At 42.2% G+C, this 23705-nt stretch carries 20 protein-coding genes and 1 pseudogene; 14 read left to right on the top strand and 7 right to left on the bottom strand.

All coding sequences use genetic code 11. The features are described from left to right. Nucleotides 1–6 precede the first annotated feature (6 nt). Complete coding sequence (locus PULV_RS07040) at nucleotides 7–1878, top strand: metallophosphoesterase family protein (RefSeq protein ID WP_193331294.1); 1872 nt, start codon at nucleotides 7–9, stop codon at nucleotides 1876–1878. Nucleotides 1879–2201: 323 nt separating this feature from the next. On the opposite strand, the gene rsmF is transcribed toward PULV_RS07040, so the two are convergent. After that, nucleotides 2202–3641: a 16S rRNA (cytosine(1407)-C(5))-methyltransferase RsmF gene (gene rsmF, locus PULV_RS07035; RefSeq protein WP_193331293.1), complete on the bottom strand. Its 1440-nt coding sequence runs from the start codon at nucleotides 3639–3641 to the stop codon at nucleotides 2202–2204. Nucleotides 3642–3898: 257 nt separating this feature from the next. Between rsmF and PULV_RS07030 the strand changes: the two genes are divergently transcribed. Beyond that, nucleotides 3899–5125, top strand: a complete 1227-nt coding sequence (locus tag PULV_RS07030) for a nucleoside recognition domain-containing protein (protein WP_193331292.1) — start codon at nucleotides 3899–3901, stop codon at nucleotides 5123–5125. 237 nt (nucleotides 5126–5362) lie between these two features. Here the strand turns inward: PULV_RS07030 and PULV_RS07025 are convergent, their stop codons facing one another. Continuing rightward, nucleotides 5363–5890 (bottom strand): NADPH-dependent FMN reductase, encoded by a 528-nt coding sequence (locus PULV_RS07025; protein ID WP_193331291.1) that lies wholly within the window; start codon nucleotides 5888–5890, stop codon nucleotides 5363–5365. A gap of 155 nt (nucleotides 5891–6045) precedes the next feature. On the opposite strand from PULV_RS07025, the gene PULV_RS07020 reads away from it, so the two are divergent. The 3 genes from PULV_RS07020 to PULV_RS07010 all read left to right on the top strand — a co-directional run bounded on the left by PULV_RS07020 (nucleotide 6046) and on the right by PULV_RS07010 (nucleotide 7580). Further along, the gene (locus PULV_RS07020; RefSeq protein WP_193331290.1) at nucleotides 6046–6951 is read left to right on the top strand and encodes a LysR family transcriptional regulator; all 906 of its coding nucleotides are present in this window, start codon (nucleotides 6046–6048) and stop codon (nucleotides 6949–6951) included. 69 nt (nucleotides 6952–7020) lie between these two features. Then, complete coding sequence (locus PULV_RS07015; protein WP_086742193.1) at nucleotides 7021–7266, top strand: DUF6868 family protein; 246 nt, start codon at nucleotides 7021–7023, stop codon at nucleotides 7264–7266. 23 nt (nucleotides 7267–7289) lie between these two features. Then, nucleotides 7290–7580 (top strand): YciI family protein, encoded by a 291-nt coding sequence (locus PULV_RS07010; RefSeq protein WP_086742192.1) that lies wholly within the window; start codon nucleotides 7290–7292, stop codon nucleotides 7578–7580. Here PULV_RS07010 and PULV_RS07005 read toward each other — a convergent pair. Both PULV_RS07005 and PULV_RS07000 read right to left on the bottom strand, forming a co-directional pair. Beyond that, nucleotides 7577–9130: a cryptochrome/photolyase family protein gene (locus PULV_RS07005; protein WP_193331289.1), complete on the bottom strand. Its 1554-nt coding sequence runs from the start codon at nucleotides 9128–9130 to the stop codon at nucleotides 7577–7579. The genes PULV_RS07010 and PULV_RS07005 overlap by 4 nt on opposite strands. Next, complete coding sequence (locus PULV_RS07000; protein WP_193331288.1) at nucleotides 9127–10443, bottom strand: DASH family cryptochrome; 1317 nt, start codon at nucleotides 10441–10443, stop codon at nucleotides 9127–9129. Before PULV_RS07000 ends, PULV_RS07005 begins: the two co-directional genes overlap by 4 nt. A gap of 174 nt (nucleotides 10444–10617) precedes the next feature. Between PULV_RS07000 and PULV_RS06995 the strand changes: the two genes are divergently transcribed. The 6 genes from PULV_RS06995 (at nucleotide 10618) to PULV_RS06970 (ending at nucleotide 17689) form a co-directional block, all read left to right on the top strand. Beyond that, complete coding sequence (locus PULV_RS06995; RefSeq protein WP_193331287.1) at nucleotides 10618–11787, top strand: tetratricopeptide repeat protein; 1170 nt, start codon at nucleotides 10618–10620, stop codon at nucleotides 11785–11787. Between the two features lie 46 nt (nucleotides 11788–11833). After that, nucleotides 11834–12292 carry a GNAT family N-acetyltransferase gene (locus tag PULV_RS06990; RefSeq protein WP_193331286.1) on the top strand — a complete coding sequence of 153 codons (459 nt, stop codon included), beginning with the start codon at nucleotides 11834–11836 and terminating at the stop codon, nucleotides 12290–12292. A 195-nt stretch (nucleotides 12293–12487) separates the two neighbouring features. Next, nucleotides 12488–14668: a catalase/peroxidase HPI gene (katG, locus tag PULV_RS06985; protein WP_193331285.1), complete on the top strand. Its 2181-nt coding sequence runs from the start codon at nucleotides 12488–12490 to the stop codon at nucleotides 14666–14668. Nucleotides 14669–14874: 206 nt separating this feature from the next. After that, on the top strand, nucleotides 14875–15315 hold the full coding sequence (locus PULV_RS06980) for a helix-turn-helix domain-containing protein (protein WP_193331284.1): 441 nt from the start codon (nucleotides 14875–14877) through the stop codon (nucleotides 15313–15315). Further along, nucleotides 15309–15866 (top strand): isochorismatase family protein, encoded by a 558-nt coding sequence (locus tag PULV_RS06975; protein ID WP_193331283.1) that lies wholly within the window; start codon nucleotides 15309–15311, stop codon nucleotides 15864–15866. The genes PULV_RS06980 and PULV_RS06975 overlap by 7 nt, the downstream gene beginning before the upstream one ends. A gap of 209 nt (nucleotides 15867–16075) precedes the next feature. Next, nucleotides 16076–17689 (top strand): ABC-F family ATPase, encoded by a 1614-nt coding sequence (locus PULV_RS06970; RefSeq protein ID WP_193331282.1) that lies wholly within the window; start codon nucleotides 16076–16078, stop codon nucleotides 17687–17689. A gap of 259 nt (nucleotides 17690–17948) precedes the next feature. On the opposite strand, the pseudogene PULV_RS06965 reads toward PULV_RS06970, so the two are convergent. Continuing rightward, nucleotides 17949–18731: pseudogene (locus tag PULV_RS06965) on the bottom strand (integron integrase); the annotation flags it as partial. Between the two features lie 211 nt (nucleotides 18732–18942). Further along, a complete protein-coding gene (locus tag PULV_RS06960; RefSeq protein WP_193331280.1) occupies nucleotides 18943–19182 on the bottom strand; it encodes a site-specific integrase in 240 nt (79 codons plus the stop codon). 256 nt (nucleotides 19183–19438) lie between these two features. Here PULV_RS06960 and PULV_RS06955 point away from each other — a divergent pair, with 256 nt between their 5' ends. Beyond that, nucleotides 19439–19864 (top strand): hypothetical protein, encoded by a 426-nt coding sequence (locus tag PULV_RS06955; protein WP_193331279.1) that lies wholly within the window; start codon nucleotides 19439–19441, stop codon nucleotides 19862–19864. Nucleotides 19865–19904: 40 nt separating this feature from the next. Here PULV_RS06955 and PULV_RS06950 read toward each other — a convergent pair whose 3' ends face one another. Continuing rightward, nucleotides 19905–20855: an IS110-like element ISPtu2 family transposase gene (locus PULV_RS06950; protein WP_193331278.1), complete on the bottom strand. Its 951-nt coding sequence runs from the start codon at nucleotides 20853–20855 to the stop codon at nucleotides 19905–19907. Between the two features lie 334 nt (nucleotides 20856–21189). Between PULV_RS06950 and PULV_RS06945 the strand changes: the two genes are divergently transcribed. Continuing rightward, the gene (locus PULV_RS06945) at nucleotides 21190–21729 is read left to right on the top strand and encodes a hypothetical protein (RefSeq protein ID WP_193331277.1); all 540 of its coding nucleotides are present in this window, start codon (nucleotides 21190–21192) and stop codon (nucleotides 21727–21729) included. A gap of 132 nt (nucleotides 21730–21861) precedes the next feature. Beyond that, a complete protein-coding gene (locus tag PULV_RS06940; RefSeq protein WP_193331276.1) occupies nucleotides 21862–23589 on the top strand; it encodes a hypothetical protein in 1728 nt (575 codons plus the stop codon). Nucleotides 23590–23705 lie beyond the last annotated feature (116 nt).

Below are 23705 nucleotides of genomic sequence, written 5' to 3'. Positions count from 1 at the left end.
GTGTCTTTGTTTAACGCTCACTCTGTGTCTATTCCGTTTTTAATCACAGGGCCGCAGGTTAGACGGGCTGAGCCTCACCAAGTGTGCATCAGTATTTTAACGAGCTCTGATGCATCACTATCGATAGAATTACCTGATATATCAGTAGATTACTCGTCTAGCGAAACACAATTTCGACTTGGTGAGCACCTTTATCTACGTCACTTACTGATTTCTTCGCAGGCTGGATTGCCTCTTGATACGCTAATTGCTTATCGCTTAGTCAGCGATGTTGAGATTGATCATAATCTATACAGCTATGGTTCTGCTCAATTACCGGCTTTTTTAATTCCCAACATATTGACACGTGTCTTACATGGCTCTTGTCGTAATCCGCACCATCACAGTGAAGATGCGCTTGCGATGGCAGACATTGATCAGCAAGTGCAACGCGATAATCAATCACAGGGTGCGCAGCTACTTATTTTATCGGGCGACCAAATCTACGCCGACGATGTGGCAGGCCCCATGCTGTTGTATATTCAGCAGTTAATTGAAGTTTTGGGCATTTATCGTGAGCAAAATTTAGATATCTCCCTTCCGCCAACGATAGAGCAGCAACTGTATAATCGCGATCGATTTTTGCCTTATACACCTTGGCAACAACGCGATAAAACAGATCTTGGTTATTGGCTTCGTCGCGACTTAGAGCACTTTACCAGCTTAAAATCTGAAAACCATTTAGTGTTTTTTGAAGAATTCATCGCCCTGTATTTGCTCACTTATAGCGCCAATGCTTGGCAAATGCTTGATCTGACGGTCACAGCGCCTTCGTGTTTAAACAAAAAACAGCTGGCCACGTTTGAGTCCCAACAGCGCATGTTAACCGAGTTTGCAAATGGGCTCGGGCAATGTGAGCGCTTGATGGCAAATATTTGTACCATCATGATGTTTGATGACCATGATGTAACCGATGACTGGAACCTGACAGCGGCTTGGGAGCAAGCTGTGTATGACGACCCTGTCAGTAATCGAATTATTTGTAATGGTTTAATCAGTTATTGGTTATTTCAAGGGTTTGGCAATGACAGTGGTGCTGACACAGGAAAATTATCGGCGGCCTTTTTAGCTAGTTTATGCCAGCGAGATGACACGACTAGTTGGGACTTCAGCAAATTTGACCAAAAAATAAAACAGTTTGATACATGGTCGTATCAACTCGATTGCCAGCCAAAAGTGGTGGTGATTGATACACGTACTCAACGTTGGCGTAACGAGCAAAATTTTAATGAGCCCTCAGGATTAATGGATTGGCAACAGCTCAGTGCTTTAGAAGATTCATTAGAAGGCGAAGATGAAGTCATTCTAGTGTCCCCTGCGCCGGTTTTTGGCGTTAAATCAATTGAAGCAATTCAAGCTATTTTTAATGTTTGCGGCCAGCCTTTATTGGTGGATGTCGAGAATTGGATGGCCCATGAAGGCGCAGCCAGAAAACTGATGCATATTTTTCGCCGCGCGGATACCCCCTGCGAAACACTGATACTCTCTGGAGATGTGCATTACTCGTTTTGTTTTTCAGTACAAGCGCGTTTTTCAAATCGTGATAATCGCATTTGGCAATTAACAGCCAGTGGGATTAAAAACGAATTTCCAAAATCGTTACTGGGTTGTTTAGATAAACTCGATAGCTTTTTCTATGGTCGATACAGTCCGTTGAACTTTTTTACAAAACGCTGGCAAATGAAAGTAGAAAAGCATGCCACATTAGCAGATCATCCAAGGCATCTAGTCAGTCAAAGTGGTATTAGTATCATTGAGTTAGCTGATCAAAAATTAGCCCGCTATGTGATTTTGCACGGAAATGGTGAAATTACGGAATTTGACCTAGAAAACCACTAATTGACTTATTTCTGTCAATTTTTTAATCCTTTCTGTATTAAATCAATTGCTTACAATATTGTGGTGAGATTTTTCTATTTCAGAAGAAAAAACGCCTAGGACTAATCCAAATTGTCCTAGGCATAGGGGAATGGCTCATAATGAGCCGTGCGCTAACTCAAAAATATTTCACAAACTTTAGGGAGAAGTGAAAGTAACATTAAGTGTAGTTAACAAATAAAAAAAAGTGAAAAAATTTCCAATATTTTTAAAGTCATTTAAATCAACAATTTAAAATTGTTTGCCCGTATTTATTCCCATCTTAGACACATCTTTTAGCAAGGTTATTCCCAAGTTATTAACTGGTTATCCCTGACTAAATCTCGGGGCAAGCTGTTTTTTATTTTATTCTTTTGCCACTTGCCGAGCCCAATCACGTTGCCACAGAGTGTCAGTAGCACTTCACCTTGCTGCGAAGTGGGATGTGGTAATTTTATATCTTTACCTTGAAAATAATCACAAGCCTCTAAAGTACTCAATTCATAATGGTTTTTTGTGGCGAGATGCCCCAAGGCGGTTGCAAACTCGTGGCATAATCGCACCCCAGTGCGGTGCGTTTGACCAATTAAAATTCCGAGGCGACTAAATTTTATTTTTTCTTTTAAATCAGTTGATTGCTCTGGAAATAACCACAGCTCTTTGTCTCGGATCGCCAAATTTCCAGCTAAGTGGCTGATACCAAACTGATCTGTAAGTGTTTTCATAAACGCTTGTGATTCTTTGCTCGAAAAATCAGAAAAAGGGAAAGCGCCTTTTTTTGCCTGAGGGTTGGGGTGAGGGGTATGGCCAAGTTTTTTAAATTTGGCAATAAAAAAGCCTTCGGTATCGTGAACTTGTGGCCAAACATGCAAATACCCTTCGTCGGTGACGACCTGCTCTGCACCTTCAAACAATGTATCAAGGGGGAGCACGTCAATGTGGTCAGCAAACATTTCTAGCAAGTGCTGACAGACTTGTTGGTTTTCTAACGGAGTTAAAGTACACGTAGAGTAGACCAGTGTCCCCCCGGTTTTTAGCGCATAAAAGGCGCTCTCAATCAGCTGCTTTTGAACTTCGGCAATGTGCTGATTTGATTCGATAGACCAGTTTTTAAGTGCATTTGGATCTTTACGTACAGTGCCTTCACCAGAGCAAGGGGCATCCAGCAAAATATGGTCGAAGCATTGCTCCATATATGAGCCAAAAATAGCCCCATCAAAGTGGGATAACGCCGTGTTGGCAACCCCTAAACGTTGCATATTGGCACTGAGAGACTTCAAACGTGATGAAGACAATTCATTGGCAATTAAAAATCCACTGTTATCCATAGCTGCCGCTAATTGTGATGTTTTTGAGCCCGGTGCTGCGGCCATATCCAGTACGCAGCAGTCTGCTAAGTTTGTTTGATGTTGCAATGCAAATACAGGCAACATCGAGCTGGCTTCTTGAATATAAATACCACCACTTAAATGAATATCGGTATTGCCAATTGAAAGAGTCTGTTGTGCTAAAGGTCGTTCAAACCAAAACCCATCGGGACACCACGGAATAGGCGTTAACGTCCAAGAGTGCTCATCGGCATAGGCCTGAAACTCAGCCACAGTGGTTTTTAAGGTGTTGACCCTCAAGGCTGGGCGAAGAGGGCGTTGGCAGCTCTCAATGTAGTCTGCAATGGTTAAATGCTGTGGAATGTAGCTTTGAACATCAGCAATAAATTCTGCTGGAATATAAGTGTGTGCGTCCAATGTATTCGCCCTTGGATTTATCAGGGCGCCATAATACCAGCAAAGCGCGGTGCGATTAAATAATTTAACTCTTTGAACGTTAAAGGTATCAATTGGCTTAGTGTTAATTTAAAGTAAATTAAAACCAATTATCTGAAGAGGTGTAATGAATACTCGATTATTCCTTCGTTGCATCGTTTTAGCTCTGAGTATTTTTTTGTGACTTTTCTGATAGTTAATGAAACAATATTACCCTCGTAATTAAGAACTTATCTTCTATGTTAAATAAAATTTGGCTGTCTTTTTTTATCATCGCGTTTTTTTCTGCATTGGCTATGTGGTTAGGCGGAGATGGCTTGGTGTTTGAGCGCATGGTGCAAGCCTTATTTAGCATGGCAAAAGTCTCAGTTGAAGTTGCGATTGGGTTAATTGGTGCCTTGTGTTTTTGGCTAGGAGTGATGAAAATCGCCGAAAAAGCCGGCATGGTTGATGTCCTTGCTCGGGGATTGTCGCCTCTTTTTTCTCGTTTAATGCCAGATGTACCAAAAAATCACCCTGCGTTTGGTTCAATTACCATGAATCTTTCGGCTAATTTATTAGGTTTAGACAACGCTGCAACGCCACTGGGAATTAAAGCGATGCATGATTTACAAAGCATTAATCCCAATAAAGAAACGGCCAGCAATGCGCAAATTTTGTTTTTAGTCCTCAATACCAGCTCTGTGACACTGTTTCCGATAGCTGTGTTTGTTTATCGTGCGCAGCAAGGGGCGGCGTCACCGACGGATGTGTTTATTCCTATTTTACTTGCGACATTTAGCTCCACTATGGTTGGCTTATTAGTGGTCGCTTGGGTACAAAAAATTAAATTATATCATGCAGTTACTTTGGCTTATTTAGGCACTTTGGTTGCGGCTATATTGGCGCTGGTTTTGTATTTTGGCACCTTAGCGGCTGAGCAATTAAGTTATCAGTCTGCGGTATTAAGTAACTTTTTGATTTTTTCGTTTGTGCTGATTTGTTTTTGTTGGGCGTACTATAAAAAACAGAACGTGTATGAGCAATTTATCGATGGGGCCAAACAAGGGTTTGAGTTTTCGATTTCTTTAATCCCTTATTTATTAGCGATGTTATGCGCCATTGGGGTTTTTCGAGCCAGTGGTGCGTTAGATGTTCTGTTGGATGGACTACGTTATTTAGTCGCGTTATGTAATGGTGATACACGCTTTGTTGATGCGATGCCAACGGCATTTATGAAACCGCTTAGTGGCTCTGGTGCACGTGCAATGATGCTCGAGACCATGAATACCCACGGTGCAGATTCATTTTCTGGGCGATTGGCATCCACCATTCAAGGCTCGACAGAAACCACTTTTTATGTGCTGGCGGTCTATTTTGGTGCGGTGGGGATTAAACATACCCGACATGCGATTGCTTGTGGCTTGGCTGCCGACTTAGCCGGTATTATGACAGCAATCGCAGTGTGTTATTGGTTTTTCGGTTAATCAGCCAACTAGTTACTTAGTTAGCTGAATCAGCATTTATTTTAGATTGCTGATGGTAGTACCCATGCTAAATAATCACTAAAGATCAACAACCCCTAATATAAAACACTGTGTTGGGTCAGCTTAGTCACAAAAATTCCAAATATAATCTTAAGTGCCAAGGTGACCCGTGCAGTGCTGATAAACTTTCAAATAAGTTCAATAAAGACGATTGAACGGATGCATCCGCAGGCAGTGTTATTGCGCTAACAGATCTGCTGCTTGCTGTAATTGCGCTAAAATATCAGCATTAGCAATACGTTGTGTGTCCATATCAAAATTGTCATAAAAACTTGGGACGGACACACTGGCTTTCACATCAGCGGCAAAAAATGGCGCTGAACCAGTAGCAGCAGCGAGCACCGATTTTGCACCACCAGGGCCGGGTGAAGTGGCAAGTAAAACCATGGCTTTGTTTTGAAATACTTTTTGGTTGATACGAGAAGCCCAATCAAAAATATTTTTGTACGCAGCTGTATAGGAACCATTGTGTTCAGCAAATGAAATAATCACAGCGTCTGCTTGGGTAATTTTATTGAAAAACTGTTGAGCAAGCACCGGAATACCGGACTCGTTTTCACGGTCGCTGCTATAAATTGGCATTTCAAACTCGTTTAAATCCAACACTTCCACATTGGCCTCTTTCACCAATGAGGCTGTAAAAGTGGCTAATTGTTTATTAATAGATTGTTTCGAGCTTGAGGCTGCAAAGGCTAATACGTTCATACTATGTCTCCAACTGTAAAGAGTGAGAAAGTCGCGTGCTGATGACTTTCAAAGTGTAAGTTAATTAAGCAGCAACACTGCAAAATTCAATAACCTTAGTGTATATTCATAAACATAAATAATTAATAGCTTAAAAATAAAGTGACTACTTCTATATGACTAATAATCGTTTTGAAGGAATTGAAATTTTTGTGCAAGTAATTAAGAGCAATGGCTTTAATGCTGCCGCTGAACAGCTCGGTCATTCCAGCTCGCATGTCAGTAAAGTGATCACTAAGCTCGAAACACGTATTGGTACTCGATTGTTGAATCGCACGACGCGCTCCATTGCGTTAACCCCAGAAGGAGAAGTGTTTTATCAGCATTGTTTACAACTCATGATTGATGCGGAGCAGGCGGTTGATTTAATCACCCACAATCAACTTAACCCCAAAGGGATGTTGAAAATAAGCTGTCCAATTGGCTTTAGTGAGCATTATTTACGCCCAGTAGTGACAAAGTATCTTGAGCGCTATCCAAACGTCAGTTTAGATTGGGATCTCAGTGATAAAAAAATAGATGTGATTGCAGATGGTTTTGATTTGGCTATTCGGGCGGCTCCGCAACTTGATGAATCGAGCCTGATCTGTAAGCGTATTTATTCGACCCGCTCTTATGTAATTGTTTCCAAAAAGTATATCGAAAAATTTGGCCGGCCTCATCACCCCTTTGAGCTGGCGAAACATCACTGTATTTGTTATGCCAATTTAAAAAACCCTACTCGGTGGGCGTTTGTTGATCAACAGGGCGACGAAGTTGTTGTGGATGTAAAACAAAAAATCCGCTGCAATCATGGTCAAAGCCAACTGGCAATGGTGCTTGCTGGGCAAGGCATTACTCGCTTACCGGGTTTTTACCTGACGGAAGCTTGGGATCACCCTGAACTCGAAATACTTTTTGAAGAGTTTGTAGAGCCCGAGATCCATGTTTATGCGGTTTATCCGAGTCGTAAGCACCTTTCAGCTAAAGTACGGACCTTTATCGATTTACTGAGCGACGAGCTTCCTAATCAACTTAGCTAAAATCTACTTACAAGCGGGTAACTATTTGTTAAAGTTGGTCAATCTTTTCACGCTAAACAAGGATGGTATATGAACATAGCTGAATTAACACAATTTTTTGGTTGGGCCAGTGTGATAAGCATCGCGGTACTGTGTGTGGTGTTTATGATGTTGACTGTGTTTAAGCAAGGGATCCTTCAAATCCATACTCAAATTTTTGATTTAAATGAAGAAGACCTCAACCTGATTTATCTAAAGTATTTTGCTCAATATAAGCTCTTGATGTTTATATTATTCATCGTGCCTTATTTGGCATTAAAAGCGATGACTTCATAAAAATAATAATTTAAAGGTACCCAATGTTTATTGTCTCAATTACGTATCACACCAATTTGAGTCAAGTTGAAGAAGCGTTACAAGCGCATCTCAATTTTTTAGATGATAACTACCAAGCTGGGCATTTTCTTGCCTCTGGGCCGAAAGTTCCACGCACAGGTGGGATTATTTTGGTCAATATGCAAAGCCGTGATGAGCTGCACATTTTACTCGAAAACGATCCTTTTTATCGCGAAGGCATCGCAGTGTACGAAATTACAGAGTTTACCGTCACCAAATCGGCCGAGTGTTTAAAAGACATAGTGAGCAGCTAAAGCTGCTCAAGATGAGTTAGGCACCATTTTGCTCGAGCCAGCGTGGCTTGTTGTAAATCGCTCGATTGTTTATCCCAATTGCGATAGACCATGCCAATGCGAGGATTTTTTGCCAAGCGTTCACGGTGTTCAACCATAAAATGCCAATATAAGCTATTCAACGGGCAGGCGTTTTCGCTGGTTTTTTCTTTTACTTGATAGTGGCAGCCACTGCAGTAATCACTCATTTTATTGATGTAATTACCGCTGGCAGAATAGGGTTTTGTGGCTACAATGCCATGATCGGCAAACTGAGTCATGCCACGAGTATTGGGTAACTCGACCCATTCGATGGCATCGATATAAATACCTAAGTACCAGTCATCGACTTGATCTGGATCGATTGCGGTCAGTAAACAAAAATTACCTGTCACCATTAAACGCTGAATATGATGAGCGTAAGCGGTCTCGAGGCTTTGTTTGATTGCATGTTTCAAACAATTCATCTTGGTTTGGCCATGCCAAAAATACGAGGGTAAATCGCGCTTAGCGCCCAATGTATTATAGGTTTTGTAGTCGGGCATATTCATCCAGTAAACCCCGCGAACATATTCTCGCCAGCCGAGTATTTGTCGCACAAATCCTTCAACTTGGGCAAGATTAATCAAACCATTCGAATGATGATAGGCATCCATGGCGGCTTGCATTACCTGTTGAGGGTGCAACATTTTACAGTTCATCGCAAATGAGAGGCGGCTATGATACAGGCTCCAGCTGTGTTGACTATTGGCGGTCATTGCATCTTGAAAGCGACCAAAATTTGGCAGTAAATATTGGCAAAAATAAGCTAACAGCTGCCTAGCTTGGCTGCGAGTAACGGGCCAAATGAAGGGGGCGGTTAACTTGCCTATGGTGTTCACTTGATGGCGGGCTAAGCGTGCTGTAATAGCACTGACATCGGTGTCAAATAACAGCGGCGCAGGAATAGCGGCTAAATCAGTTTTCTTTAACTTGGCACGATTATCTGCATCATAATTCCATTGCCCACCCAGAGGCTGATCATTGTCTATTAAAATATCAAAACGCTTGCGCATTTTTCGATAAAAATGCTCCATAGTGACATGCTTATCTTTTTTAAAATACTGGGTAATATCATTAAAGGGCAGCATGAAATGCTCGCTATCGACGCAGCGTGTATTGATAGGCGAAAAGTCGTGTTGGCGCAGTTGTTTAGCTAAGCGGTATTCGTCTGGTTGTTGATACTCAATCTGCTGGCACTGATACTCTTGGCATAATCGTGTCAGTAAATGCGGTAAATCTGCATCATGCTGGGTGTCATCTAATGTTAAATGCAACACATTAAATCCAGCTTGGTGAAGAGCGGTCGCAAATTGCTCCATAGCAGCAAAAAAGCCACATATCTTTTGAATATGATGGGGCGCGTAATCCGTTTCTTGGCGAAGCTCTGCGATTACGTACAACACGTTTTTAGTGTCTTGTTTAAACCAAGAGTGCTGGGCGTTGAGTTGATCGCCCAGAATTAAACGCAGTGTAGAGTAAGTGGGAGTCATGATTGCTCGCTTATTGGCCAGTCGACCATGTCAGTCTGGGTGATTGCTTGGCAATTGGCATCTCCATGCCAGCGGGAAATAAAAATATTGTGCGGATCATACATAGCCGTTTGTTTACTGATATGGAAATGACGGCCGCCTCGAGGATCGGGGCCAACCCCTGCGATATATTGCCAATTTCCCCAATTACTGGCGACATCATAATCAATTAAGCGCTGTTGAAAATACGCCGCACCGTAGCGCCAATCAAGCTGTAGCTCATTCACCAAACAGCTTGCAACAATTTGCCGCCCCCGATTTGACATCCAACCGGTTTCGTTTAATTCATGCATTAAAGCGTTGACCAGCGGATAAGGCGTTGCGCCTTCGCACCATTGTTTAAAGCGACTCGGATAAAAACTGGTCGTGAGTGATTTGTTTCTGACACCCGAAAAACAAAACAATCGAGACTGATGTTTACGGGTATACCAATAGAAGTACTCTCGCCACAAAAGCTCAAAATAAACCCAATAAGTCGACTCATTAGCACCATTTAAAGCTTCGTATTCGCGTAAAGATGCCATGATTTGTCTTGGACTGATAGCACCATGCGCCAAAAAGCCGGAGAACTTAGTCGAAAAATCATCACCCATTAACTCATTCCGTGTCTCTTTATAGCTTTTTGGTGCCTCGCTTGCGAAATAGAGGTTGAGGTGGTCGCGGGCACTAATTTCTCCCCCTGAATAATAGCCATTAAATGGCGGGAATATCTCCTTGAAATCAACATTGGCTAAGTGCTTGGGAGGCGCAGGTAGATGAGTTAATGTTGCTAAGGGCGCAGGGACGTCGAGCTGCTCAAAGTGTTTTCTGCAGGGAGTAAAACTGGTTGGAAGTTCGTCAAGAGTAAAAGGCAGCTGCTCAAGATCGAATAAATGACTGCTGTTGGCAGCAAAATAGTGCAGTTGTGGGTAAAGGCGCTGAACATGTTGCCATTGTTGTTGCTCATAATAGCCACTATGAATGCTGCGCCCCACATGGGTAATGTGCTCAACTTTGAGATAATGCGCAATAACAGTCTGAATAGGTGCCTGGACAAGGAGCAGTTTTTGGCCCAGCAAGCGCAGATTCTCGTCAAGTTCACTGAGTGTTTGGTGAATGTACCCCTGTTGTGCGTCACTGGCATGAGTTTGGCTAAATTGGCGGTCAAACGTGCTGGGTGCAGGCAACACATAAACACAGATCAGGGCATCGACCTGTTGGCTAAACTGGGTCAGTGCAGGGTTATCGAGCACTCTGCAATCATGGTCGAAAATATACAGGCCAATTTTTTTCATATGGCACGTTGTCTCTCATCGAAAAAATACTATTTAATTCAGTACGTCAAAAAGGCCAGTACAGACCAATTAATCTAAAAACGCAGAGTAAATTGGGCTAACTGGTTGAGTTGGACTTAGAAGCTCTAATGTTTTAAGGTTGTAAAAATACAATAAAAACAAAAGGAAGACAGGATGTTAAGGTGTATAAAAGAGTCGATAACGCTGGTGATTGCATTGATTTTCTCATCACAAGTACTGGCTACAGATACAATGCAAATATCATCGCGTTTTTTTACTACCCCGATTGATTACACCGTGACGCTACCAAAGGGGTATCATGATGAGAAAAATCAACACAAACGTTATTACCTTCATGTTGATTTACACCCACGAAGCCATGGTTCTATTAGCCAACTCAATGATTGGCTTAGTCATAATGGTGAATGGCCATGGCCACAAACTATCATAGTGACACCGACCGATTACCACAGTGAATTTGCTGCTGCTTTTGAACAGTTAGGGGCAGAGCCTACTAATCCTTTGTTACTTGATTATCTTGAACAAGTCTTGCTGACTAACCTTGATAAGCAATATCGTACCAATGGTTTTAGAACCTATAGTGGTTTTATGGGCAATGCGGCGTTAGGACTGCACATTTTATTAAATCGTCCGGCACTGTTTACGGGTTACATACTAGCAAGCCCAACTCTTGGCGAGAACATGTTCAACATTAATGCAATTGCAGAAACTAAGCTTAAAACCTTAGATGATCGTTTACGCTACGTGTATATCTCTATTGGTAAGCATAGCTTTGAAAAAAGCCACATTGCGGGAGTGAACACATTTAAACAAACACTCGAACGTGCTGCACCACAAAGCCTAGAGTGGCATGTTGATTTTGACACAGCCAATAATTATATGTCGCGACCAATCATCACTTTGATTAATGGCATTGAAGGGTTATTTGCGGATAAATTCACCCCATTGCCTGCAGATTCTGCGATTTCAAAACAAGGGGCAGATGCCATTATTGCCTATTATCAGCGTTTATCGGATAAAAAATATGGCTTTGAGGTTTCAGCCGAGCCATCTTTAAACAGTCTTGCCACTTCTTTCATTACTGATTCACCCGCAGAAGCTGAAGGCTTATTTAAGCGCATTATTGGATTGTATCCTGAGTCATCGTATGCAGAATCTGCTTTGGCCGAGTTTTATAGCGAACAGGGGCAGATTGAGCAAGCGATAGCCGTGCAACTGCGCGCTGTTGAGAAGGCAAAAACTTTGATTCAGTGGCATCAAAATAAACAACAAGCCACATTAGAGCGCTACCAAGCACAGCGACAAGCATCCGATACACAATAATAGCGTATCGCCATTTATTGACGATTGACTAAGGAGTAAGACAATCATGATCCGACTTGCCGAGGCAGCCGACAGAGCCGCAGTTCAAGCCCTTTATCAAGAGTTGCGGCCAGATGATCCTGAACTTAGCGAAGCGCAAGCACAGCAGGCATGGCAAATCATGCTCGATGATCCGACTTGTTTTATTATTGTGGCCGAACAAAATGGGCAACTGGCCGCGACCTGTGCCCTTGGCCTTAATAATAGTATTGCCAACGGAGCCAGGCCGTTTGGCATTATTGAACATGTCATTACCGCTGAAGCCTTTCGCAGGCAAGGATTAAGTCAGCAAGTACTAGAATTTGCCATTGAACTTGCTTGGCAACACAATTGTTATAAGGTGATGTTGTTATCAGGCGAGCAATTGACAGGTGCTCATCGGGTGTATGAAAAAGTTGGGTTTCAAGCTGGGATTGAAAAAGGCTTTGTCATCAAGCCAGGCACAGCGACGGTTAACGCTCTTTAATCATAATATGCTTAAAGCACATCGGTTAACCATCAGTTTAATCGATTGAACACTTAGTTTTTATCCATTGGCGCGAATAAAAAAATACCTCTATAACTTAGGGGTATTTTTTTTCGTTATATTGAACCTCTGCTCTGCTGAAGAGATTGATTATCCAGAGTAAAGGTTCTTGGCACACATGCAATGGAGTAAGTTATGTCTCAACAAGGTCAATGCCCATTTAACCATGCTGCGGGCGGCGGAACACGTAATCAAGATTGGTGGCCTAATCAATTGAATCTTTCAGTGTTGCATCAGCACAGCACAGCCTCAAACCCAATGCTAGACACGTTTGATTATGCCCACGCATTTAAGTCACTGGACTTAGACAGTTTAATTAACGATTTAAATCAACTCATGACAGACTCACAGCCTTGGTGGCCGGCGGATTATGGCCATTATGGGCCATTTTTTATTCGCATGGCGTGGCATAGCGCGGGCACGTATCGCACCGCAGATGGTCGCGGTGGCGCAGGATCGGGCTCGCAACGTTTTGCCCCACTTAACAGTTGGCCAGACAACGGAAATTTAGATAAAGCACGCCGATTACTCTGGCCAATCAAACAAAAATATGGTGCGCAGATTTCGTGGGCCGATTTAATGATCTTGGCTGGAAATTGCGCCCTTGAAACCATGGGATTCAAAACATTTGGTTTTGCTGGTGGACGGGCCGATATTTGGCAGCCAGAAGAAGATATCTACTGGGGCGCTGAAACGACTTGGCTCGGCGATAAACGCTATCAAGGGGATCGTGAACTGGAAAACCCTCTTGCAGCAGTGCAAATGGGCTTAATTTATGTCAATCCAGAAGGACCAGATGGCAAACCAGATCCGTTAGCATCTGCACGTGATATTCGCGATACATTCGCGCGCATGGCCATGGACGATGAAGAAACCGTCGCCTTGATTGCCGGTGGTCATACATTTGGCAAAACCCATGGAGCAGGCGATCCCGCGCATGTCGGCCCCGAACCAGAAGCTGCAGACATCAGCGAACAAGGTTTTGGTTGGAAAAATAGCCTTGGCTCAGGCAAGGGGGTCGATACGATTACCAGTGGGCTAGAGGGAGCGTGGACACCGGATCCAATCAAATGGGATAACGGTTATTTTGATACCTTATTTGGCTATGAATGGGAGCTAGTTAGCAGCCCAGCGGGAGCCAAACAATGGGCACCGAAAAACGGAGCAGGCGCGGGCACAGTGCCAGATGCCCACGATGTCAATAAACGCCATGCCCCTATGATGGCCACCTCTGACATTGCTTTGCGTGAAGATCCCATTTACGCAGAAATCTCAAAACGTTTTCACCAGCATCCTGATCAACTCGCCGACGCGTTCGCTCGTGCATGGTACAAACTAACTCATCGTGATATGGGGCCAAAAGCCCGCTGTTTAGGGCCATTAGTGCCAAGTGAAGAGATGCTGTGGCAAGATCCGATCCCGCCTTGTGACTACGCGCTTATTGATGACAATGACATCGCGGTATTAAAACAACAGATTGGCGCCAGTGATTTAACCGTATCACAGCTTGTTAGTACAGCTTGGGGAGCAGCGTCGATCTTTAGAGGCTCTGATTATCGCGGTGGAGCCAATGGCGCACGGATTCGACTTGCGCCACAAAAAGATTGGCCAGTCAATCAGCCGTCACAGTTATCGGCTGTACTGGCAGAACTTGAAACCATCCAGCAAAGGTTTAATCAAAATAATGGTGCTGGCAAACATGTATCCTTGGCTGACTTAATTGTGCTGGCGGGTGGTGTCGGGGTTGAGCAAGCTGCGAAAAATGCAGGCCATACAATTAGCGTCCCGTTTCGGGCAGGGCGCACCGATGCAAGTCAGGCACAAACCGATGAAGCCTCGTTTGCTGTGCTTGAACCCATAGCCGATGGCTTTAGAAACTATCAAAAAAGCCAATACAGTGTACCCGCCGAAGCATTATTGATAGACAAAGCACAGTTATTGACGTTAAGCGCACCACAAATGACCGTATTAATTGGCGGACTAAGAGTGCTCGGTGCCAATGTCGATCAGTCAACTTTGGGTGTGTTGACCCATCAAGTCGATACCCTCAGTACAGACTTTTTTGTTAACTTACTCGATATGAATACACAATGGCAGCCAAGCAATGGCGATCAGCAAGTATTCGAAGGGCGCGATAGACAAACGAACGAAGTACGCTGGCAAGCCAGCCGAGTCGATTTGATTTTTGGCTCAAACTCGCAGCTTAGAGCGTTAGCTGAGGTGTACGCATCAACAGATGCCAAAGCAAAATTTATCGATGACTTTGTGAGTGCATGGGTCAAAGTGATGGAGCTTGACCGCTTTGATTTGCGTTAAGCATTGTCTAGCTTAAAAGTGCTTATCAGCCGACAAACCTTGTGTTAAGTCGGCTTTTTTATCTTCTGATAACGCACATTAATAACAAAATGGACTTTTTGACGTAAAACTGTCGTGTTATTGTCGGGTAATTAACGCCAGACTGTCGTGACGCTGACACCCATGTTACGCGATGATAAACACTAACAGACAATCAAGGAGTCATTATGATCATCGATACACAACGTATTATCACCCTACGTAAAGAACAAGCTTGGTCACAAGAAGAATTAGCCCTCGCAAGTGGTCTGAATATTCGCACCATCCAACGCATCGAAAGCCAAGGGCATGCGTCTTTACAATCAAAAAAAGCCATCGCCGCGGCGTTTGATGTTGCAATTTCAACGTTTGATAAACAGCTCACACCTAGCCTCAAGCAGTATGAATTTAAAACATTAACCATAGAGAACAATCAAGGGTTTTTAGCCGGGCTTAAAAAATCGACGTTGCCTGATTTAGCGAGTATCTTGAATCAACAAGGCCTCGAAGGCTGGTCATTGGTGCAAATTCTGACACCTGACTTAGCCCAAAGCGTGCACACAGGTAAAACAGGGCAATTAGTGGCCGTTTTACAGCGCGAAATCCACCAAGGAGCAGCAGAGTGTTAAACAAACAGACCACGGGTTTACTGGTGATTGATATTCAGGGAACCCTTGCAACCTTAGTTCACAACAGTGAACGAATGATTGCACAGACTCAAACCCTGTTAAAAGGCGCGCAACTATTGGGCTTACCAATATTGGCGGTAGAGCAAAATCCCGACAAACTAGGTGGTACAGTGCAAAGCCTTGCTGAATATTTACCCACTGCGCCTGTCACAAAAATGACCTTTGATGCCTGTGGCAATCCAGACTTTACTGACAAGATACAGCAATCAGTCAACGAAGGGATCACTCAATGGCTAGTGGTCGGTATTGAAGCCCATATTTGTGTGTATCAAACCGTCATGAGCTTATTATCTCAAGGGTTGCAGGTCGAGTTAGTAACTGAATGCCTCTCATCGCGCACTCTAAGTAATAAAGAGCTGGCCATCGCTAACATGCTGCAAGCTGGCGCGCGCCAAACCAGTGTTGAAATGTGCTTGTTTGAATTGATGGGCGATTGCTTAGCGCCTGAATTTAAATCCGTGTTAAAGCTGATCAAGTCAATAAATTCGTAATGTCATGAGATTAATATTGTTGCGATTGTGATTTCAAGGTCCAATGTTATTGGAATATCGATCTAAAGAGAACAGATAATAAAAGCAAGCATTGCTCGACAGCATGGGCAAAGGCTCTGTATAATTTGCGCCCTCATTTAGACCAATCTTTTTTTAATTACTTGTTCATTTTTAAATGGCCGGTAATGCAGCTTGTTTAGGAATTCATCTTGATCTCAACCGCAAATATCACCATGCAGTTTGGTGCAGAACCTTTGTTCGAAAATATTTCAGCTAAATTTGGCAACGGTAACCGCTATGGTTTAATCGGTGCAAATGGATGTGGTAAATCAACCTTTATGAAAATCCTGAGCGGGGTGTTAACACCGACATCGGGCAACGTCTCAATCACACCGGGTCTAAAAGTCGGTAACTTGAGCCAAGATCAGTTTGCTTTTGAGCAGTTCACAGTAGTTGACACTGTTATTATGGGTGACACTGAGCTTTGGAAAGTCAAACAAGAACGTGACCGTATTTATGCGTTACCCGAAATGAGCGAAGAAGATGGCATGCGTGTCGGCGATCTTGAAAGTCAATACGGTGAAATGGACGGTTACAGCGCCGAAAGTCGTGCAGGCGAAATTTTATTAAAAGCGGGCATTGAAGAAGAATTTCACTTTGGTTTAATGTCGCAAGTGGCACCAGGTTGGAAACTGCGTGTGTTATTGGCACAAGCTTTGTTTGCAAACCCAGATATTTTATTGCTCGATGAGCCGACCAATAACCTTGATATTCATACCATTAGCTGGCTCGAAAACGAATTGAATCAGCGTAAATGCACCATGATCATCATCTCGCACGATCGTCACTTTTTAAATGCAGTGTGCACACACATGGCAGACATCGACTACGGTGAGCTGCGCATTTACCCAGGTAACTACGAAAAGTTTGTTGAAGCCTCGTCATTGATCCGCGAGCAATTACTCGCTGGCAATGCGAAAAAACAATCTGAAATCGAAGAATTACAAGATTTTGTCAATCGCTTTGGTGCCAATGCGTCAAAAGCAAAACAAGCCAGCTCGCGTGCAAAACGCATGGAAAAAATCACCCTAGACGAGGTGAAATCGACGAGTCGCATTTCGCCTTCATTGCGTTTTGATGAAGGTAAAAAAATGCACCGTCAGGCGCTTATTTTAGAAGATTTTGGCCATGGCTTTGACGGCGAAGTGTTATTTTCTAAAGGCGAGTTGATTTTAGAAGCTGGAGCAAAGCTTGCGATCATTGGCGAAAACGGCGTGGGTAAAACGACCTTTTTACGCTGTTTAATCAATGAGCTAAACGCAAATGAAGGGGTCATCAAATGGTCTGAAAATGCCTCAATTGGTTATTGCCCACAGGACAGCACCAAAGACTTTGATAACGACTTAACTTTATTTGACTGGATGTCACAGTGGCGCACCGCTAAGCACAATGATTTAATGGTGCGTGCTATGTTAGGGCGGTTATTATTTACCGCTGACGACGCGAATAAAAAAGCTAAAAATTGTTCGGGTGGTGAAAAAAATCGCTTATTATTTGGCAAATTGATGATGCAAGACATCAACGTGCTGATTATGGATGAGCCAACCAATCATATGGATATGGAAGCCATTGAAGCATTAAATAACGCGTTAAAAGACTACCACGGTACGTTGATTTTTGTCAGCCACGACCGTGAGTTTGTCTCATCTCTTGCGACACGCATCATCGACATTAAAGATAAAAAAGTGGTGAATTTTCACGGTACGTTTGATGAATACTTAGCCAGTCAAGCAGAGCAAGCTGCGCTATTAGGTGTGCGCTAAGTTAGGCGAGCCATACTTTATTCACTTATAAGTGATTAATATCACGATTAAAAAAACCGGCGAAAGCCGGTTTTTTGTTACCTGCATGTATCCGTGTAACTTGTTTCGTAGCAGCGACTTTATGTCGCGACTTGTTTTGTGTGTAAATTGTAGGTCGGGCTTTAGCCCGACTCAACAGCCTTGAATGATAGCTTTTTTAACCATAAAAAACGTCGATGTTCAAAATTTACAGTATTTGTATAAATAACCACATTGATTATTAAAGCAGTTTAGACAGCGGGCTAACAACGCCATTAGCACCTTGCTGTAAAACATGAGTGTAAATTTGCGTGGTCTTGACATCCGAATGCCCCAATTGTGATTGTACAGTACGAATATCTGCGCCATTTTGCAGCATGTGTGTTGCAAAAGAATGGCGCAGTGTATGTGGTGTAATGGGTTTTGCTAAATGTGCTGCTTTGGCAGCCTGTTTGATTGCTTTTCGGATCCCGGTTTCATGAAAGTGATGACGACGGATTTCACCCGTTTCGGGATCAGCACTGAGTTTGTAAGATGGAAAAAGATACTGCCAAGGCAATGATTTATTGGCGCTTGGATATTTTTTAGCTAGCGCATGCGGCATCCAAACGCCCGCAAACGTTGGGTTTTGTAGGTCGAGTTTTAAGTATTCGTCTACCTGATGGATTTGATTTCTAAGTAATGGAAATAGCTCAGCTGCCAAGGTGACTATTCTGTGTTTGTTACCTTTGCCGTTCCAAACACAGACACACTTATAGTCAAAATCAATATCTTGAACCCTAAGCTGGACAGCTTCCATCACTCGTAAACCACTACCATACATTAATCCTGCAATTAAATAATAGCGTTTGCCCAAATGCGACATAAGCAGTTTGACCTCTTCGGGTGTCATCACGATCGGAAGTTTTGATTGACGTTTACTCCTCACAAAGTTCAACGAGCAATTGAGCTCTTGTTTAATAATGTGTTTATACCCAATCAACCTGGAGATGCTTGATTTCAGCAAGAATTTACAAGCGTTTAGGCAAGGCATTGATTGCAGGTAATGGCTTTCCCCTTATCAAAATCAATAACGCAGCATAAACGCTTGTAAAACTTGCCCTTTGGAAGCGCCACCGTGTTTCCACTACGTTGTTACGATAATTTAAAAGGTGCCTACATTCCTGCATTAGCGTGCCTAGTATTGAAAACACGATGGTGCTCTGAAACATGCATCTTCAAGTTGATAGGGTATATTAAAAGACCAGTGCGTTTAACGCTGTTGCTTGAGTTTTGGGTGATACATTGTCGTTTAAGACTAAATGATCAAGGTACTGTTCGACCTCATTATCACCCATTGACGCTGGATGACGCTTATTATGAAAATGGATAAAAGACGAAATCCATTTAAGGTATGGCTTGATTGACCTTAACGAGTATTGTCGAGTTAACATAAAATCATAAATGTGGTTAAGAAACGGTGAGTGCGTTTTCATAGATACTTTCCTGTATGTATATATATACAGTGTTAGTGAGTTTCTCGTATAGTCAAGAAAACGAGCGATTGGGTCGTTTTCACCCCAAAGCAATTTTAGCCTTAGAGGTAGAAAGCTTTTTGTAGCAATATGTTATCCAATGTGATAAAAATTCCTGAAGTAGAAACTCGAGACGGTTCACGGCAGAAAAACGACCCAATCGCTCGATATTAAATTGTTAAATGGCATGTGTGTATTATTTGATTCGGAGTTAAATTTGGATACTAGTGATTGGTTAGCTTTTGCAGCGATTTTGGTTGCGGCATTATCTGCTCTGTATGCTCGTTGGGCATGGAGTGAAGCTCATAAGGCTAATAAAATTAGTTTACATGGCCATAAAAAGGAAATTTATGATGCATTTTTTGAACTGAAAATGCATATGGAGCAAAAAGCAGATACCGCAGAGAGAGAGCACATACATAAATTTTATTATGGCTCGCGGAATGCTCGCTTTTATTTTTGTGGGAAAATTGCTGACAAATTAAAAAACTATTTTGATCAATGTTTTTATATTGCAGATTTGAATTCCACCAAAATAACTAAAGAGCAACGTTTCGAGCTGATGGAAAAATCTAAGGTTGCCAAAGCCTTATCAGTTGAAATTGAAAAGTTAATTAGCGAAGACATTAAGTTAAGCGACTAAGTAGCCATTTAACAAGAGACTATGGCGTCAATAGCTAATTTTAAACTTTTGGCGCTTCCCACATCACCCCGTCTCTGAGCATCGAATTTAAGATCACAATCATCTTCCTGACACACGCAATAAGCGCTACTTTTTTTGGTTTCCCAGCAGCAACTAATCGCTGATAAGTTGATTTAAAAACAGGGTTTGATTGGATGGCTGACATCATCGCCATGTATAAAACGGTGCGCACTTGATGTCGCCCACCTTGAATTTTCCGAAGCCCTTTATAGCGGCCACTTTCACGATTCATAGGTGCAACGCCAACCAATGCACCGGCTTCTTTATTCGACATATAGCCAAGCTCAGGTAAGTTGCTGATGATGGAAGCAGCGGCAATTTTACCAATGCCTTTCATGCTTTGTAGGATCGTGTTTTTGGCTGAATATTCAGGGCATGATTCAATGAGTTTTAGAATTTTATTTTCAATTTTTTCAATCTGATTTTTAAAGGCTGTTAAAATAGGTTTGATGGTTGAAATCAGCTCTTTTGGTAAAATTTGCAGGCGGTTTTTTTCCATCGTTTGCATGACTAACAGCTGATTTCTTCTGGCAACCAAATCACTCATAATCTGCATGATGTCAGGCTTTAGGGTGGAGAGTGTGGGTTTAATTGCTTCGCCATAATGTGCAATCAACTGTGCATCTAGCTTGTCGGTTTTAGCGCGTTGACCAATGGCGCCAGCAAAGCGTTTTATGTGTATTGGGTTGGCAATGACAAAGGGTAAATTGGCCTTTGCACATGCAATAATAAAGGGCATTTCAAGGCGGCCAGTGGCTTCAATAATGATACGTTTTGGAGAGTGAATTTTGATTTTTTTAATTGCCTCAGCAATCCCTTTTTCATCGTTCTTAACGGTGAAATAGATATCAAGAGGGCGAATATAAATATCGAGTTGAAATTTGCCGGTATCGACACCGACATTAATGTTTTGATTAGTATTTGTTTTCATAATAAGCTAACTCTTGCTTGCATAATGCGGGTTCGAGACCCAGTAGACTATTCGAGTGTGATGCTTGGAGTCTTTTGTGGCGTTCATTCTTGTTATCGGTCTCTCAACAGAGGATCCATCGCTTAATCGAACTACCACAAAAGAGAGCTTTAGTTGCAGCTAAAGCCTGGGTCTCACATTACCCGAACTTGGTTTAAAAGAATAATTAGATGGGTTTATTATCCATACAAGTTGCTTAAACGGACGTGTAACAGTTGGCTCACGCTCGTTCCTCGCGAGTTTAGCCAACTGTTTCACGCCGCTTAGCAAGGCGTTATAAGCCTTTAGGATTCCGATGAAACTTTTTGAGTTCTTAGCTCGAATGAGAGAAAAAAAATTTCCACTTCGTTTAGAGTACCGAGAACATATCGGGTGCGTTGATGTAGAAGTTGAAGCATTTTCAGAGCGTTGGGTTGTTTCCTTCGATGAAGATGGTTTCGTTGATTTTGTCATTTATAAAGATATAGATGCGCCAGACAATGAAAATGTGGACTTATTAGAGTCTCTGTTTAACCGTCCCCAGAAAGCTTGGTTAAATGCAGCAAAAGATTTGGGTATAGAATTTATATCTCCATATGAGTTCACTGGTTCAGATGGCGAAGAATATCAAATTACGGGTTTACTTCCTCAATTTGGTGGTAAAAACGGAACGTTGATTACATCTCGAAAAGACGATGATGAGGCTTGCTTTGAAGTAAATAAATTAGATGACTTTCAAAGTACAGGACTTAATCCAACATACTACGATAAGTATAATCGTGAATACGTCATTGAAACTTTGAGAGACTGGGCTTGGAACTCAAAAGAACCAAAACCAGAGTGGTATGGTGAATAGGCTTATAACAAGTCATTCCAAAGGACAAAAAAACAGTTGGTTTTTGCTCCTGCGTCGCTTATTTTAACCAACTATTTTTTGCCTCTGAATGAGGCGTTATGTGCCTCACAGCCAACCATCGAGCGATAACTTGTGCAAACTTTGAAAGCTTTTTTTAAGGCGCTAAATAAGGAAGAATCCAAAATTATCCCTATTTTGGAAAAAGATAATGTTGGTTGGATTCTGCGCTGTGCAGTAAATGAGCTTGACTGGTATTACTCCAACCTGAACGATCCTACCGAACAGGAACAAGAACAGCTATATATTTTACAAATAGGTACTTCCCGGCTGATTAAGCTGGCACTGGGAAGTCGAGCTAGCTTTGATGCACCTGTTCTTACCTTTCGCAGGCAAGCTGATATGTCAGTGAAAGCATTGCAAATGGTTTCTGGATTGGGAATGATCCAGCATGGCCGACGTGTTGCTCAAACTGTTTCAAAGGGAATCGGAAAGATTGAAAACTTAGGTGAGAATAATTTTTTAATTACACTTCCACAAGATATTTATGATGATGACTTTCATGAAAGAGGAGTATTAGAACACTATTATAGAGAGTCCAGACGGCTATTTAATGGGGTTAAATCACTTAAAGAATGGAAAGAGATCGAAAGCAACGTTACAGAGAAGATTTATGACCTTGTTTACCCTTTCATGGATCACTTTATTGGTTATGAATCTGATCCAGCTCTAGATGAGTACTTTTTTGCACTGGCAACACATGAAGTCAGCCTTCAAGAAGGTTATGACAGTTTTCACTATGCTGTTGAGTTTGGTGGAATTAGAATGCAGCACTATATGTTAGGGCTCAAGTTCATGATCTCTAGTAGCTTGAGGCATTATCATTGCTGCAAGGTTTTGATCGAAAAGCACCCTGAAATCAGACTGGAAGATATTCTTACAATTAGCGCTGATGTAGATACATTTGTTGAAAGTTTACATGATGCGGTTAATTATTTCGGCTCTTACTATAAAGAGTTTAGCGAAATCTCAATCGAACAAGCAAAAAGAATATTTGAAGTGTTAACTTATAGTCGTGACAGTCTGGATATTATTGACGCCCCTGGAAGCCCCCACCCAATATTCATAAGGAATTCAGAGACAGGCCTAATTAAATCAATATTCGGCGCGCACTCCGAACCAGTTAGATACATGCTTGAATCACTTAGATTTTACTTCCCCAAAGACTATGATAAGAACCAAACAAGCAGGGAAATGTCTTTTCAGCGTGCGTGCAGAAGAGTTTTAAATGATTCTATTAAAAATTTGAGCTATTTAGAAAACATTAAAATACGCACAAACAAGCAAGTCATATCCGACATAGATTTGGTCGTGTTAGAGAAAAAAACCGGCACAATATTGCTAGTACAACTCAAGCATCAAGAGTTGTATGGTGCTGATATACACGCAAAATCTATCAGAACTGATCGACTAAATAAGCAAATATCAAGCTGGATGGATGCAGTGGAAAAATGGCTGATAACAGTTGGCAATCAGGGTGTAAAGTCTACATTTCAATTAGATAGTGACTGGCCTGACGAATTTAATATCTTCCGCATTGCTCTATCAAGGCATTATGCTCATTCACTGAGATCAATCCTCGGCAGTGAAGACACAGCATTCTCAAATTGGCCACAATTCTATAATTGTAGTCAAATCGTTAAAAGAGATTACCCCAGCCCAGTACTTATGGATTTATTTAACTCGCTGAAAGAAAGTCAAGATAAAACTGAGAGGATTACTCATCTCTCAGAACCTACGACACGATGGAAGATTGGTCAGTTAGAGTTTTGTACGATGCAAGAGGTTGAAGAATGCACATAACAAATTGCTGCACACGGATAAATTACTCGCTTCGCTCCTAATCTACCGGTGAGCACGGCGTTATGTTACTCGGGTAAAAATGTGGAATTTTTGATACTCAGTTTATTTGGTGTTGC

Source organism: Pseudoalteromonas ulvae UL12 (genome assembly GCF_014925405.1).
GTDB lineage: Bacteria > Pseudomonadota > Gammaproteobacteria > Enterobacterales > Alteromonadaceae > Pseudoalteromonas > Pseudoalteromonas ulvae.
Note: the sequence above shows the minus strand (reverse complement) of the source record. Positions and strands in the feature narration are given on the sequence as shown.